This window comes from Streptomyces sp. NPDC057543, from assembly GCF_042801895.1.
GTDB lineage: Bacteria > Actinomycetota > Actinomycetes > Streptomycetales > Streptomycetaceae > Streptomyces.
This window is the reverse complement of sequence record NZ_JBHVFF010000225.1, coordinates 1-14,458: the sequence shown is the minus strand read 5'-3', so window position 1 is coordinate 14,458 and position 14,458 is coordinate 1. Positions and strand designations below refer to the sequence as shown.

Sequence of the window (14,458 nt, the reverse complement as noted above, 5' to 3'; positions counted from 1 at the left end):
AGGCCCGTTGGTGCATCGCTCATGCGAGCGGGCTGCCCGGAACGTTGCCACTACAAGCAGCGCGGCCACACGTTCGTGGGACGGCCCGGCAAGACCGCCCCACCCCCATTCCAGCCCGCTACACTCCCCACACCCAAGCCGTTGACCAGCACGAATGAAGAAGTCCGGCTGGAGTACTAGTGTCCTGCGCCCGAGATTCGTCGTTAGTTCATGCATGAGTGCTTCTTCGGGTGTGCCAGCACCGCGTCGTGGTCCGAAGCTGGAACCGTTGTTGTTGTCCGTTGACGAGCGTGCGGTGTTGGAGCGTTGGGCCCGGCGGGCGACGTCTGCGCAGGCCGTGGCGTTACGGGCGCGGATCGTGCTGGCGTGTGCAGGTCCTGACGTTCCGCCGATTGTTGTGGTGGCGCGGGATCTGCGGGTAGCGGCGGATACGGTCCGTAAGTGGCGTCGGCGGTTTCTGGCCGCCCGGCTGGACGGGTTGGTGGACGAGCCCCGGCCGGGCCGGCCGCCCGCCATCAGCGTCGATCAGGTGGAGGCGGTCGTGGTCAGCACGTTGGAGGAGCTGCCGAAGAATGCCACCCACTGGTCGCGCAAGTCGATGGCCGAACGCAGTGGGCTGTCGAAGTCGACCGTGGGCCGAATCTGGCGAAAGTTCCATCTCAAGCCACATCTGACGGACACCTTCAAACTGTCGACGGACCCGTTGTTCGTGGAGAAGGTCTACGACGTGGTCGGGCTGTACTTCAATCCGCCCGAAGGGGCGGTGGTGCTGTCGGTGGACGAGAAGTCGCAGATCCAGGCACTGGACCGGTCTCAGCCGGTGCTGCCGATGATGCCGGGCATGCCCGAGCGACGCACCCACGACTACATCCGGAACGGACTGACCACCCTCTTCGCGGCCTTCGACGTCGCGACCGGCGAAGTCATCACCTCGCTGCACCGTCGGCACCGGGCGGCGGAGTTCAAGAAGTTCCTCATCAAGATCGAGAAGGAGGTTCCCGGGCACCTCCAGGTCCACCTGATCTGCGATAACTACGGCACCCACAAGACGCCCGCCATCAGAGCATGGCTGGCCAGACACCCCCGATTCCACCTGCACTTCACCCCCACCGGTTCATCCTGGATCAACCAGGTGGAGAGGTGGTTCGGCTTCCTCGCCGACCAGAAGATCCGCCGCGGTTCCCACAAAAGCGTGCGTTCCCTGGAGGCCGACATCCGAGCCTGGGTCAAGGAGTGGAACGAAAACCCAACACCGTTCACCTGGACCAAGACGGCCGAGGAGATCCTCGACTCCCTCGCGCGTTTCTGCCAACGGATCTCCGGCGCAGGACACTAGGAGAACCATCCTGTGTCCCGGGACAGGCTGCGCCCCAGTCCCTTCGCGATGCTGTCGGAAGCGGCCCCGCCCCGGTCTCACCATGCGGTCCAATTTGACATTAGCTCGCCTTATGGCGGATAAAGAGGATCCTTTGGGTTGAAGTTCACGCAGCGTGACATTCGTGGCGTGGCTGCCGACGAACGTCTACGTGAATGAGTAATGCCGTGTCCCACGCCGCCGCAGTCCCTGACCAGCCGACCGACCCCGCCGAGGACTGGGAGGCATGGCGCGCCGAGCGGCGGCGCTCCGTCACCTCGGCCGCCGGGAATCTGGCCCTCGTCGAGACCCGCTGGGCCCCGGCCGGTGAGCGCCCCGACCTCGATGCGGCACGTGCCGGACAGCCGGATTCCGTGACCGTCACCACAGTCGAGCGCACCGACTTCGTCACCGGCCGGCCCGAGTACGGTCTCCGCTTCTGGGACGCACGGTCCCCCGCGATCCAGAACTTCGATCGCACCGATGTCTTCCCGTACGACCCGGCCTGGGTGCTGGAGGCCTCGTACACCCCGGTGCCAGGTGCCAGGCGGGTCGGATTCGAGCACATCCGGGACAACGGCGGCACCCGAGATCTCGTCGTGCCGGGAGACATCGAGCTCACCCTGGACGGCCGGGACTACACACTGAGCGCCTTCGACGACGACGGCACGCTGCTGCTCGTCTTCGGTGACCCCACCAACGGCGACATCACCTACGGTGCCGGGCGCTTCCTCTTCGTCACCCACACCGGCGAGGGCCGCGTCCTCCTCGACTTCAACCGTGCCTTCGTGCCGCCCTGCGGATTCTCCGACCAGTACAACTGTCCGATGCCGCCGCGGCAGAACCGTTTCCACCTGTCGGTCGAGGCCGGAGAGAAGCGCCCCGTCTTTCTCGACGGCTTCCCCACGCAGCAGCACTGATCAACCCCGCACTCCCCGCCTCGCAGCACGAAAGCGCGTACTCCTCATGAACATCAAGAAGACCTCCCTGTACGGCGGAGCCACCGCCGCCGCCCTTGCCCTGACCCTCACGGCCTGCGGCGGGGGCTCCACCGCGGGCGGCGCCGCCGGAGGGGCGCACGACAAGAACGCCACGGTGAACATCGGTTCGCTCTACGAGCCGCAGAACCTCGACAACACCGCGGGCGGCGGTCAGGGCGTCACCGAGGCGCTCAACGGCAATGTGTACGAAGGGCTGTTCAAGCTCACCGACGACGGCAAGATCGAGAATCTGCTCGCCCAGGACTACAAGGTCAGCGGCGACGGGCTCACGTACACCTTCACCCTGCACGACGGCGTGAAGTTCCACAGCGGCAAGAAGCTCACCAGCCAGGATGTCAAGTACAGCCTGGAGAAGGTGATCGCGAAGGACTCGCAGTCCGCACGCAAGAGCAATCTCGAGGTCATCAAGGCCGTCGAGACGCCCGACACGCGCACGGTGCAGATCCAGCTGTCGAAGAAGTCGATCTCCTTCGTCTACAACCTCTCCTACGTCTGGATCATCAATTCCGAGGCGAAGGGCCTCAAGACGACCGAGGACGGCACCGGCCCGTACAAGCTCAACAAGTGGACTCGCGGTTCCGCACTCAGCCTCGACCGGTTCGCCGACTACTGGGGTGACGCGGCCGCCAACAAGCAGGTCGTCTTCCACTACTACAAGGACGCGACCGCTCTGAACAACGCGCTCCTGACCAACGCGGTGGATGTCGTCACGAGCGAGCAGTCGCCCGACGCCCTCGACCAGTTCAAGAGCAACCAGAACTACAAGGTCAACGACGGCAACTCGACGACCAAGCTGCTGCTCGCCTTCAACGACAAGGCCAAGCCGTTCACGGACGTCAAGGTCCGCCAGGCAGTCTCCGCGGCCATCGACGACAAGAAGCTGCTGAAGTCCGTCTGGGGCGGCTACGGCAAGCCCATCGGCTCCATGGTGCCGCCCACCGACCCTTGGTACGAGGACCTCACGAAGGTCAACGCCTACGACACCGCGCGCGCCAAGAAGCTGCTCGCCGAGGCGGGATACGCGAAGGGCTTCTCCTTCACGCTCGACACCCCGAACTACGACCCGCACCCCACCGCGGCGACCTTCATCAAGTCGCAGCTCGCCAAGGTCGGCATCACCGTCAAGATCAACACGATCACGCCGGACGAGTGGTACACGAAGGTCTACAAGAACCACGACTTCACGGCCACGCTCCAGGAACACGTCAATGACCGCGACCTGGTCTGGTACGGCAACCCCGACTTCTACTGGGGCTACGACAACAAGCAGGTCACCCGGTGGGTGGAGGAGGCCGAGCAGGCGTCCACCACCGCCGAGCAGACCGAACTCCTGAAGAAGGTCAACCGCAAGACCGCCGAGGACGCGGCCAGCGACTGGCTGTACCTGTACCCGCAGATCGTCGTGGCCAACAGCAAACTCTCGGGCTACCCGGTCAACGGTCTGAACTCCCAGTTCTTCGCCTACGACATCAAGAAGGGCTGATGGGCCGGTACCTCCTGCGCCGCCTCGTCTTCCTGTTGGTTTCGCTGGCGCTCGCGAGCGTGGTCCTGTTCGTGCTGCTGCGGATGCTGCCGGGCGACCCCGCGAACGCGCTCACCTCGGTGGGCGCCAGCCCGGAGCAGATCGCTGCGGCACGGCACTCCATCGGCTCCGACAAGCCGCTGCCCGAGCAGTTCATCCACTGGATCGGGCAGTTGGCGAGCGGTGATCTCGGGACGTCGTTCGTCAGCTCGCTGCCGGTCGGGCCCGAGATCGGCTCCCGGCTGAACGTCACCGTTCCGCTCACACTGGCCGCGTTCGCCCTGGCGGTGCTCATCGCCGTTCCGGTCGGCTTCGTGGCCGCACACCGACGCCGGACCTGGTACGGCGCCCTGCTCAACGGAGTGTCCCAACTGGGCATCGCCGTCCCCGTGTTCTGGCTCGGCATGATCCTCATAGCCGTCTTCGCCCTGAACGCCGGATGGCTTCCCGCAGGAGGCTTCCCGCAGGACGGTTGGTCACAGCCGGCGGAGGCAATCCGCTCACTCGCCCTGCCCGTCATCACCATCGCCCTCGTGATGAGCGCCTCGCTGATCCGCTACGTCAGGTCGGCCGCACTCGACGTGCTGGGCAGCGACTATCTGCGTACCGCACGAGCCATGGGTTCGTCGTTCGGACGGGCCATGTGGCGGCACGGGCTGCGCAACGCCTCCGTACCGGTGATCTCGATCCTCGGCATCGAGCTGGCGTCCACGCTGCTGGGCGCGGTCGTCGTGGAGTCCGTGTATGCGCTGCCGGGCCTCGGCTCGCTGCTCGCGACCGGCATCGCGCAGCACGACTATCCGGTGATCCAGGGCGTGCTGTTCGTCTCCACGCTCGCGGTGCTGATCATCGGCTTCGCGGCCGACTTCGCACAGCGGATCATCGATCCGCGGCTGCGCGGCAGGCTCTCGGGAGGTGTTCGATGAAGCAGTCGGCGAAGCGCTCTTACACGTTGACCATCGGATGCGTCCTGGCCGGTCTGATCGCCGTGCTCGCGCTGGTCTCGCTCTTCTGGCTGCCGTACGCCGCCGACGACACGTCCGGCGGACGGCTCACGGGCCCCGGTGCGAGCCATCTGCTCGGCACCGACAAGCTCGGCCGCGACCTGTTCACCCAGCTGATGACCGGCTCCCGTATCGCCTTCGAAGCGGGCCTGGGATCGGTCCTCATCGCGGCCGCCCTCGGTGGCGCGTTGGGCGTGCTTGCGGCGTTCGCGCAGGGGTGGTTCGACGATACGCTCTCCGCGTTCCTCGATATCCTGATCGCCTTCCCGACGCTGCTGCTGGCGATGCTCATCGTCGCCGCCCGCTCGGCCACACTGGGGTCCGCCGTGCTGGCGATCGGCCTCGCTCAGAGCGCGGTCGTGGCGCGGCTGGTGCGGATCCTGGTCAAACGGGTCCTGGCCCAGGACTACATCACGGCCGCGCGCACCTCGGGCACGTCGTGGGCGCGGATCGTGGCCGGGCACGTACTGCCCAACATCTGGCCGACGCTCGTGGTGAACCTGGCCCTTCAGTTCGGGCTCGCGGTGCTGGCCGAGGCCGGCCTGTCGTACCTGGGTCTGGGAGCACCACCGCCCAACGCCTCGTGGGGCCGCCTGCTCCAGGAGGCGCAGGCCACCTTCACCACGGCACCGGCAGGCGCGCTGGCCCCCGGCATCCTTCTCGTCGTGCTCGTCATCGGCGTGAACCTCATCGCCGACGGACTGCGCGACACCCTCGACCCTGCGACCCGGCGGAGGCGCGCATGAACATCCTCGACGTACGCGACCTCACGATCCGTGCGGCTGACGGGCGCATCCTGGTCGACGGCCTCTCGCTGACCATGGCCCCCGGTGAACGCCTGGGCCTCATCGGTGAGTCGGGCTCCGGGAAATCGCTGACCACGCTCGCCGTGCTCGGCCTGCTGCCCGACGGCATGACGGCCACCGGCAGCGCCGAGCTCGTCGGCACCCAGATCGTGGGCGCGAGCGAGAAACAGCTCACGGGTGTACGGGGCCGGGACGCCGCCATCGTCTTCCAGGAGCCACTCACCGCACTCGATCCGCTGATGCGCGTCGGCAGGCAGATCGCCGAACCGCTGACCAGAAGACGAAGGCTGAAGGGTGCCGAGCTGAAGCGGGCTGTCACAAAGGCGCTGGAGCAAGTGCGGCTGCCCGAGCCCGATCGCATCGCCCGCGCCTTCCCGCACGAAATCTCCGGCGGACAGCGACAACGCGTCGCACTCGCCATGGCACTGGCCTGCGATCCGAAGCTGCTCATCGCGGACGAGCCGACCACCGCTCTCGACGTCACCGTGCAGTCCGACGTGCTCGACCTGCTCGACACCCTCGTACGGGAACGGGACATGGCCGTCCTCTTCGTCAGCCACGACCTCGCGGTCGTCTCGAAGGTCACCGATCGCGTCCTGGTCATGAAGGACGGTCGCGTCGTCGAGGAGGGCGACGTCCGCGAGATCGTACGCACCCCGCGCGAGGAGTACACCAAGGCGCTGGTGGGAAGCGCGCGGCAGCTGGAATCAGCTCTGGACCTGAGGAGCGCGCGATGACGCCGGTACTGGAGCTGAACGGAGTCTCCTTCAGCTACCGAGGACACACCGCACCCGTCGTCGAGGACATCTCCCTCGCCGTCGAGACCGGGCAGAGCCTCGCTCTGGTCGGCGAATCGGGCGCGGGCAAGACGACTCTGCTGCGGCTGCTGCTCGGGCTCACGCGAGCGACCTCCGGTGCCGTCCGGTTCGACGGCGAGGAGCTGAAACCGCGCGACAGGGAGCAGATGCGCCGTTTCAGGCGCAGTGTGCAGTGTGTCTTCCAGGACCCGTACTCGTCGCTGGACCCGCGTCAGCGCGTCGGCAGCATCGTCTCCGAGCCACTGCGCTCCCTCGGCATCGACAGCAGGAGCACGGCCGGGCCCAAGGTGGCCGACGCCCTGGAGAGGGTCGGACTCCCGGCCGACGCCGCTGAGCGCTATCCGCACGAGTTCTCCGGCGGCCAGCGCCAGCGCATCGCGATAGCCCGCGCGACCGTGTGCGACCCGCGAGTGCTGCTCGCCGACGAGCCCGTCAGCGCACTCGATGTCACCACTCGTGTCAAGGTCGTCGACCTGCTCAACGAGTTGAAGCAGGAGCAGGGCCTGACTCTCGTCATGGTCTCCCACGACTTGTCGGTGGTCGCCTCGTTGTGCGAACGCACCGCCGTTCTGGAGAGCGGTCACATTGTCGAACAGGGCAGGACCGCACAGGTGCTGGGCGCTCCCGCGCACCCGTACACGCGTCGCCTCGTCGAAAGCGTGCCGCGGCTGCCAGCTTGACCGGTGGGTCCGCATCTTCGGCGGCTCGATCTCGGGCCGTCCGACGTCGAGCCGGAGCGTCCGGAAGAAGACTTGTGCCGAACTGCAGCCGGTCGTCGAGCTGGCAGCCGACGGTCTCGGTGGGCCCGATCCGTTCCGCGGACTCCCTGGCCGGGCGTACCAACGGCTCGCGGCGGCGCCCGCGACCCGCTGCGTACAGCGGGGCGCTGCCCCTGTGACACGGACCGGGTGCCCTCCAGCCCGGCGGCGTTGCCCCGGTTCCGGGAGCGGGAGACCGTCCCGGCCGGGCGGGCTCCGTTCCGCCACGTCACCGGGGGCCGCCCGTCCCGTGTACGAGTCCCGCCGGAGGTGCTCACGCGGTGTACCCCAATGTGCGGGCCCGCTTCAGACCTGGCGCACCACGGGCACGGAGGCGCAGCCGCGGAGACCGGCGTCCTTGCGGGCCTGGCCCGGCGATGTCCCGGAGCCCACCACCCGACCATCGATGACGGCCAGCCAGTCTCCCTCGGACGGCTGTGTACACAACTCCTCCACTCCGACCGGTTCGAGTGCCTGGAGGAGTACGGGGTCGGGTTCCGTGGACACGGCGGCCGACGCCGGGCGCGGTATGCCGGCCCGCCACTCGGAGACGGTCCGCTCGCCGCCCTTGGCCCGCGCCCAGAACAGGTGTTGCAGCACGATCAACGGCCCCAGCGCCGTCAGCAGCGGGAATGCCCCGGTCAGCACTCCCAGTCCGAACAGCAGACTGACGGCTCCGGACACCACCAGCCCGACCCCGGCCGCGACCAGTCCGGCGACCCGCCCGAACGCCTTGATGGCCGTAAGCGGGTAGAGCACCAGGAGCAGCAGGTCCCCCAGTCCCAGGGCCACTGGGGGATCTCCCCGTGTCACCGCGAGCAGCGGGGCGAACGGCAGCCCCATGACCTGGTCGGCGAACCGGTCCATGACCGAGGTGAGGCCGGTGGCCACCAGGTCGTAGCAGGCGAGCGCGCCCGCGAACCACGCCGCGTGGGCGGACCGCATACCGCTCTGCACCCACATGTTGACCACCCCCACCACGGCCACCGCGAGGAGTACGTCGGTGAGTACCATCACGGCGAGCGGCCGGCCCGCGAACGCGAGTCCTGCGGTGGTCACGACCGAGGCTGACGCGACCGCCCAGGCCCGGCCCCCGCCGGTCAACGGAGAGAGGGTGAACTGCAGTGCCGCGCAGAGGACCAGACCGAATACGGTCGCCACCGCGGCTCGGGGCAGCACCAGATAGAGCAGCGGAGCAACCACCACCACGGCGTACATCACAGCGACGTCCGGCAGTTCGTACCTGCCGACCGGCGGGCGGGGCATCCGCACCCGGCCGAAGTACGCGGCGCCCGCCACTGTCACCGCCACGACGCAGCAGTTGAGGCCCACCAGGGCGGCGGCGCTCACGCCGGGCTCGCGACGCGCACAGCGCCAGGGCGGGCCGATTCGAAGGTGTGCTCCAGCAGGTCGGCGCGGACCGGCCCGGTCGGTGGAAGCCCGGCTGGATCGTCGTGGAGCACGATCGCTGCCAGCGCCAGGCCGGCCGCGGTGGCCCGGTCCTCCAGCCTGCCGAGCAGGGCGGCGCCGGGCAGTCGGCGGACCAGGACATGGAGCAACGGACCCTGATCGCCTTCCTCCAGGACGTAGCGGGCCGGCAGAGGGATGTCCGGCTCCGCCTCAAGCAGGTCCAGCACCGAACGGGTGGGCACCGAGCGGCTCAGCGGCCCCGACCAGCGGCCGAGGACGGGCGAAGTCGCGGGCAGGTGCGACAGTTCGCACTCCGGCTCGACCTCGGGCCGTCGGACCAGGTCACCGGTGGCATACCGCAGCAGCAGGGTGCAGTCCCGGTAGGGAACGTAAGGTGTTTGGACGATGGTGCCGACGCCACCCGGCGGCGTCGGCTCATGCGTGACGGGGTCGAGTACTTCCAGGTGCCCGAACTCGGTGGTGTGGTGCAGATGTCCCTCGGTGCACGACGTGCCGCCGGAGGGCAGTGTCTCGGTCATCATGTAAGTGGTGGAGATCCGAGCCCCCATGGCGGCCGCAGCCCGCTCCCTCAGAGGTTCGGAGAGCACTTCCCCGCCGACACCGATGAACTCAAGGCCGAAGTCCGAAGGCCGCCAGCCACCCCGCTCCACCTCCTCGACCAGGGCGGACAGGTAGGACGCAGAGATCGTCAGGTGGGTGATCTGCGGGGCCTTGCCCCGCAGTCCGAGCGGAGCGGCGAGCCGGTCCAGCGCCACCGCCGGGTCCACGGTGCCGATCTGGACGAATGAGGCACCGATCCGGGTCACCGACTCCTCCACGTTGAGCAGCGGCAACGTCGCCCGGGAGCAGCCCGCGTACGCCATGGTGTGCCGGGGCCGCAGACCCATGCCGAGCACGGCCGAGACGGTGCTCATGGCGACTGCCGTCTCCACCTCCGCCCGCGAGTACCAAACGGTGGTGGGAGTGCCACTGGTCCCCGTGGTGAGCGCCATGAGCGCGGGGACGGACGCGGCGGAGACGAAGGCGGCCGGCAGGCCACGCAGGGCCGACTTGGACGTTACCGGGACCTGGTCCCAGGTCTCCGGGGTGAGTGTGACCGGGTCGAGGCCCAGGCTGTCGAAAGCCCGGCGGTAGTAGGGCGTGTGCCGTGCGGCGGCCCGTGCGGTGGCCCGCAGGCTGCGCTCGGTGACGGTTCGCCGTACGGCGGGGTCGATGGCCCCGGCCTGCCCCGGCAGCAGCGCGGAGTCCGCTCCGGGCTCGCCGAACTCGGCCAGGGTCGTGACCAGATCGCGGGCGATGCGTTCGAGGTCCTGTGGTCGGAACCGCCGATTACGCAGGATCGCGAGGCCGTACCGGAGTTGGCTGAGGGCGGTGCCGAACACGATGGCCTCCAGATGCCTGGACCGGGGACGGAATTCCCGGTCCAGGCCGGGGCCGATCGTCAGACCATGCTGGCGAACATCGCCGCGGTGAGCGTGCTGAAGGCGTACTTGATGTAGTGCTTGACCATTTTGGATCTCCCTTTTCCGGGCCGCCGACGAGGCAGCTGGGCTCCTGGTGGCGCACTCCCGGCCGAGGACGGCCGTTCGGTGAACGAGAGACTAGAGCAAGAGAGTTGAAGCCTCAATGGCATGTGCGAACCGCTTGACTGCCGGTCCGCAGACCGTCACGCGGTCTCCCTCCCCACAGTTCGGCGCCCGGGTTGAACGACGCGTCCGCGATCCGGATACCGGGCGCGCAAGCACCGGGCCGGCGGGGCCGTCTTCACCGGGGCCGAAAGGCGGCGCGGATGACCGGTCATGGGGTATGGGGGCTGTGGTGGACGGTACCGCCGGGACTGGCGCTGCTGGGCTACCGGCGTTCGCTCGCCGGGGTGACCGGGCCCACCGGGCGGTATGAGCCACGGCGCGGATCGTGCGAGTGGAGCCGCCGGCCCCACATTGACTCCTGGCGGCCCGGGTTGCAGTCACGGTTCCATTCCGGGACCCGGCCACGGGACAGGCGTTCGTGCTGCCGAACGCGGTCGGGCACGGGGGAGGCGGTCGCCGAGGCATGTGGGCCGGGTCCGGTCTCGGCGCCCAACAGGTCGTCCTCCACCGCGTTCGCCGGCCATGCCGCGTCGGCAAGCACTGGGCCACACGTACCGGGCTCGCGTTCACTGCAGGTCGACCTGTGGCGCGGGGGTGTCGTCGAGGAAGCCGCCCGACTGGTGCTGCCACAGCTTCGCGTAGGCGCCGTCCGAGGCGAGCAGCTCCTGGTGCGTGCCCTGCTCGACGATCCGACCGCGGTCCAGGACCACGAGCCGGTCCATGGTGGCGACCGTGCTCAGCCGGTGCGCCACCACGAGCGCCGTCCGCCCCTCCATGAGCCGCCAGAGCGCCTCCTGGACGAGGATCTCGCTCTCGGAGTCCAGGGCACTGGTCGCCTCGTCGAGCAGCAGGATCGGCGCGTCGCGCAGGATCGCCCGAGCGAGCGCGACCCGCTGACGCTGTCCGCCCGACAGCTTGACACCACGCTCGCCCACCATGGTGCCGAAGCCGTCCCGCAGCGCGTCGGCGAACTCCGTGACGTGCGCCGCCTCGGCAGCACGGCGGATCTCGGCATCGGTGGCATCCGGCCGGGCGAACGCGATGTTGTCCCGCAGCGTGCGGTGGAACATCGCCGGATCCTGGGGCACATAGGCGATCAGGTTGCGCACGTCGGCCTGGCGCAGCCTGCTGATGTCCTGACCTCCGATCAGGATCCGGCCCCCGTCGATGTCCGTCATCCGCAGCAGCAGGCGGCTGAGCGTGGTCTTGCCACCGCCGGACCGGCCGACGAGGCCGAATTTCGCCCCGCTGGGCACGGCCAGGTCGAGGCGCTCGAAGAGCGGCTCCGCACCCGCGTGGGTGAAGTTCACCTGCTCGAAGCGGACATCGGCGTCCTGGGACAGCAGCGGCTCCGGCGACGCCGGGTCGAGCACGGTCGGTGGCGTCAGCAGCAGTTCTGTGAACTGCGCGGCCTCCGTCATCGAGCTCTCCAGGCGGCGGTAGATCTGGTTGAACTCGAACATGATCCGCGTCGCGTTGGTGTAGTACGTGAAGGCGAGAACGACCGTCTCCACGCCGTGCCCACCCCCGCCGAGAGTAACCGCGAGCAGCAGGCCCATGGCGTTGGTCAGCACGGACATCGGCGCGACCAGCGTGTCGATGCGCAGGTTGCCGTAGTCCCACGAACGCAACGAGAGCCGCCGCGACTTCGCGACGCGGGACCGGTGCTCGGCGGCCTCGCGTTCCTCGGCGGCGAACGCCCGAACCGTGTCCATGTTCATCAGGCTGTCGGAGACGTGGCCCGACACCTGGGCGATCGCCTCCTCACGCTGGTCGACGAGCGCCTGACGGCGACGGATGAGAGGCGCCACACACAGCGCCGTCAGCCCGATCATCGCCAAGAGCCCTAAAACGAGCAGCGGTTCGTAGCGCCACAGCACCACCGACCCGAACACCAGCGGCACGAAGCTGCCCACGACCGAGAACGTCAACGTGTCGACGAACTCCTCGAAGCGGGAGGCGAAGCTCAGGACTCGTTTGGTCAGCGACCCGGCGAAGTTGTCGTGGAAGAACGCGGCGTCCTTGGCGAACAACTCGTCCATGCCGATCACGTACAGGTGCTCGATACCGAAGGCATCGAGGCGGTTCAGGAAGTGCAGGCCGACGCGCCACAGTGTCTCCGCAAGGAGTAGGACGCCGGCGAAGCCGAGGACGTACGGCAGCGTCGAGCCGATGGTGGTACCGGCGTCGTCGGCGATTCGGCCGACGAGCTTCGCGACGACCAGCGGCGCGCCGTAGTTGATGCCGATGTTGCCCAGCGCGGGCAACAGCATCGCAGGCACCGTCAGCCACCGAAGCCGGGCCAACTCCCGTCCGTAGTAACGAAGTGCGAGCAGCACCGGGCCCCTGCCCGGCGTTTTGTGCGATTCAGGCGATCCCATACCAACCCTGTGTGGTCGTGCGACAGCCCGCCATGTGCTTCTGCGGGGAAAGGCCGTTGCCTCGCTGGCCGCGCGGAGCCTCGGTTTCGATTGAGCGCCCTCGCTCGGGCCGACTTGCGGCATGCGGGGCACGACGGCAGAGCCCCGCGCAACTCGTGGCGACGCATACGTGCGCGTACGAGGAGGCCAGGCCAGGAACCTCAGTGTCCCGCGACGGCGCCCGCGGAGTCCAAGCGTTTTTCTCAGCCGGCGGCAACCCCGCATAGAGGGAGGTACCTACTTCCTCACGCACTCGCGCGGCGAGGCCCTCAACACCAAGCGGGTGCTGGACTCCGCCAAGTCCTTCTACCAGGTCGGCGACTGCAGCTTCAGCAGCGTGGGGCACCACGGCACGCCCAACCAGCGCCTCGCGTCGTCCGCGTGGGGCGCGAGCGTCGCCAACGACGCCGCCGACCAGGGCCACATCCTGCCCTCGATGAAGCTCGACGAGCTGTTCGAGGCGAAGCTCCCCGTCATCGTGAAGCCGGTTGCGACGAACTGAGTGCGCGGGCCAGCCGGCGCACGACGGCTGACAGGCCGCGCGCCGGCCGGGACACGGCCAGGCATCCGTTCCGTGACCTGCGGCCGTGCCTCCGACAGGGTCCATGGCGGCCGTCCCTGACCGGGGGGCGGCCGCAGGCACGCACGATGCGCCTTCCCGTAGGGCAGCCGGTCCGAAAAGGGGCGGTTACGGGGCGCGGCGACCCCGGTGATGGCGCCGACTGACTGCAAGGCATCATGCGCGGGAACATCGAGTGGCCGGTGTCATCCACCAGCATCCTCAGCATCAATGCCGCCAACCTGCGTGAGCTACCCCCATGCGGCGAACGGCAGGGCACCCAAATCTGGTCGGTGCTTGCCCCCGAGTGGCGCAAGCTGCGCGAACAGGGGTGACGCCCTCCCCCAAGCTCTCGGCTTCGCTCGAGCGGGCGGGGCCCCCATCAGAGCCAGCCGCGACGGCTCGCCTGGACGCCGAGCTGGAAGCGGGTCCGTGCGCCGAGCATCTGCTGGAGACGGGTGATGCGGCGGGCCACCGTCCGTTCACTGACGCCGAGCTCGCGGGCGATCGACTCGTCGGTCAGGCCGCCGCTGAGATAGGTGAGGAGCTGCCGGGGCGTTGTCACGTTGGTGCGGTGTTGATCGATTGAGGGCGCGTCAGGGTGTGTAGGGGTTGGGTGGGGGTCTCGCTTACGCTGCGGTGGGCAGGGCGGTGGCGCCGGTGATCTCGTCCCAGATGGCGAAGCGGGTGGTCATCTCGGTGTGGTATTCGGTGGCGGTCATCAGGTGGCGGCGTGGTCGGAAGTAGGGCGAGATACCACTGAACGCGGCCAGGAACCGCTGGGCTCCGCCGACGGAGCGGAAGCCCTTCATCGCGCGTTCGCGCTGCCGGGTAGGCTGGTGGGAGTTCTCCGCCCGGTTGTTCAGGCCCTTGTGGGCGCGGTGTTCTACGGAGGGCATGACCTCGCGGTGGGCCGCGCCGTAGGAGCGGAGCTTGTCGGTGACGATCATCCTCGGCACCGAGCAGGTCTTCTTGAGCAGTTTGTGGAAGAACCGCCTGGCCGCGGCCTTGTCCCTTCTGCCCTGGACCAAAATGTCGAGCACGTTGCCATCGGCGTCGACGGCCCGCCACAGGTACTTCAGCTCACCGTTGATCTTCACGAAGACCTCGTCCAGGTGCTTCCCAATGCTGTTGTCAAGCCGGTTCGGTGACAGGGGGTGTGATCCGGTAGCACCGTCGGTCACGGATCAGAGCCC

General features: G+C 68.4%; 13 protein-coding genes and 1 pseudogene. 9 read left to right on the top strand and 5 right to left on the bottom strand.

Translation table 11 applies throughout. The features are described from left to right. Nucleotides 1-214: 214 nt before the first annotated feature. From ACFU8Q_RS29935 to ACFU8Q_RS29905, 7 genes are all read left to right on the top strand, one after another. The gene (locus ACFU8Q_RS29935) at nucleotides 215-1,336 is read left to right on the top strand and encodes an IS630 family transposase (protein WP_384459553.1); all 1,122 of its coding nucleotides are present in this window, start codon (nucleotides 215-217) and stop codon (nucleotides 1,334-1,336) included. A 194-nt stretch (nucleotides 1,337-1,530) separates the two neighbouring features. Then, the gene (locus ACFU8Q_RS29930; RefSeq protein WP_384459550.1) at nucleotides 1,531-2,274 is read left to right on the top strand and encodes a DUF1684 domain-containing protein; all 744 of its coding nucleotides are present in this window, start codon (nucleotides 1,531-1,533) and stop codon (nucleotides 2,272-2,274) included. A 46-nt stretch (nucleotides 2,275-2,320) separates the two neighbouring features. After that, on the top strand, nucleotides 2,321-3,838 hold the full coding sequence (locus tag ACFU8Q_RS29925) for an ABC transporter substrate-binding protein (RefSeq protein ID WP_384459547.1): 1,518 nt from the start codon (nucleotides 2,321-2,323) through the stop codon (nucleotides 3,836-3,838). Beyond that, nucleotides 3,838-4,803, top strand: a complete 966-nt coding sequence (locus tag ACFU8Q_RS29920) for an ABC transporter permease (RefSeq protein ID WP_384459544.1) — start codon at nucleotides 3,838-3,840, stop codon at nucleotides 4,801-4,803. The genes ACFU8Q_RS29925 and ACFU8Q_RS29920 overlap by 1 nt, the downstream gene beginning before the upstream one ends. Next, complete coding sequence (locus tag ACFU8Q_RS29915) at nucleotides 4,800-5,627, top strand: ABC transporter permease (RefSeq protein ID WP_384459541.1); 828 nt, start codon at nucleotides 4,800-4,802, stop codon at nucleotides 5,625-5,627. The genes ACFU8Q_RS29920 and ACFU8Q_RS29915 overlap by 4 nt, the downstream gene beginning before the upstream one ends. Beyond that, nucleotides 5,624-6,424 (top strand): ATP-binding cassette domain-containing protein, encoded by an 801-nt coding sequence (locus ACFU8Q_RS29910; protein WP_384459538.1) that lies wholly within the window; start codon nucleotides 5,624-5,626, stop codon nucleotides 6,422-6,424. The genes ACFU8Q_RS29915 and ACFU8Q_RS29910 overlap by 4 nt, the downstream gene beginning before the upstream one ends. After that, on the top strand, nucleotides 6,421-7,185 hold the full coding sequence (locus ACFU8Q_RS29905; RefSeq protein WP_384459535.1) for an ABC transporter ATP-binding protein: 765 nt from the start codon (nucleotides 6,421-6,423) through the stop codon (nucleotides 7,183-7,185). The genes ACFU8Q_RS29910 and ACFU8Q_RS29905 overlap by 4 nt, the downstream gene beginning before the upstream one ends. Nucleotides 7,186-7,569: 384 nt before the next feature. Here ACFU8Q_RS29905 and ACFU8Q_RS29900 read toward each other — a convergent pair whose 3' ends face one another. The 3 genes from ACFU8Q_RS29900 to ACFU8Q_RS29890 all read right to left on the bottom strand — a co-directional run bounded on the left by ACFU8Q_RS29900 (nucleotide 7,570) and on the right by ACFU8Q_RS29890 (nucleotide 12,664). Then, nucleotides 7,570-8,613 carry a hypothetical protein gene (locus ACFU8Q_RS29900; protein ID WP_384459532.1) on the bottom strand — a complete coding sequence of 348 codons (1,044 nt, stop codon included), beginning with the start codon at nucleotides 8,611-8,613 and terminating at the stop codon, nucleotides 7,570-7,572. Further along, nucleotides 8,610-10,076 carry a phenylacetate--CoA ligase family protein gene (locus ACFU8Q_RS29895; protein ID WP_384459529.1) on the bottom strand — a complete coding sequence of 489 codons (1,467 nt, stop codon included), beginning with the start codon at nucleotides 10,074-10,076 and terminating at the stop codon, nucleotides 8,610-8,612. Before ACFU8Q_RS29895 ends, ACFU8Q_RS29900 begins: the two co-directional genes overlap by 4 nt. A 773-nt stretch (nucleotides 10,077-10,849) precedes the next feature. Then, complete coding sequence (locus ACFU8Q_RS29890) at nucleotides 10,850-12,664, bottom strand: ABC transporter ATP-binding protein (RefSeq protein WP_384459526.1); 1,815 nt, start codon at nucleotides 12,662-12,664, stop codon at nucleotides 10,850-10,852. A 322-nt stretch (nucleotides 12,665-12,986) separates the two neighbouring features. Between ACFU8Q_RS29890 and ACFU8Q_RS29885 the strand changes: the two genes are divergently transcribed. Then, on the top strand, nucleotides 12,987-13,205 hold the full coding sequence (locus tag ACFU8Q_RS29885; protein WP_384459523.1) for a hypothetical protein: 219 nt from the start codon (nucleotides 12,987-12,989) through the stop codon (nucleotides 13,203-13,205). A 236-nt stretch (nucleotides 13,206-13,441) separates the two neighbouring features. Then, nucleotides 13,442-13,597, top strand: coding sequence for a hypothetical protein (locus ACFU8Q_RS29880; RefSeq protein ID WP_384459520.1), 156 nt, complete (start codon nucleotides 13,442-13,444; stop codon nucleotides 13,595-13,597). A gap of 47 nt (nucleotides 13,598-13,644) precedes the next feature. Here ACFU8Q_RS29880 and ACFU8Q_RS29875 read toward each other — a convergent pair whose 3' ends face one another. Next, complete coding sequence (locus tag ACFU8Q_RS29875) at nucleotides 13,645-13,827, bottom strand: response regulator transcription factor (protein ID WP_384459517.1); 183 nt, start codon at nucleotides 13,825-13,827, stop codon at nucleotides 13,645-13,647. Nucleotides 13,828-13,891: 64 nt separating this feature from the next. Further along, nucleotides 13,892-14,380: pseudogene (locus tag ACFU8Q_RS29870) on the bottom strand (IS6 family transposase); the annotation flags it as partial. Nucleotides 14,381-14,458 lie beyond the last annotated feature (78 nt).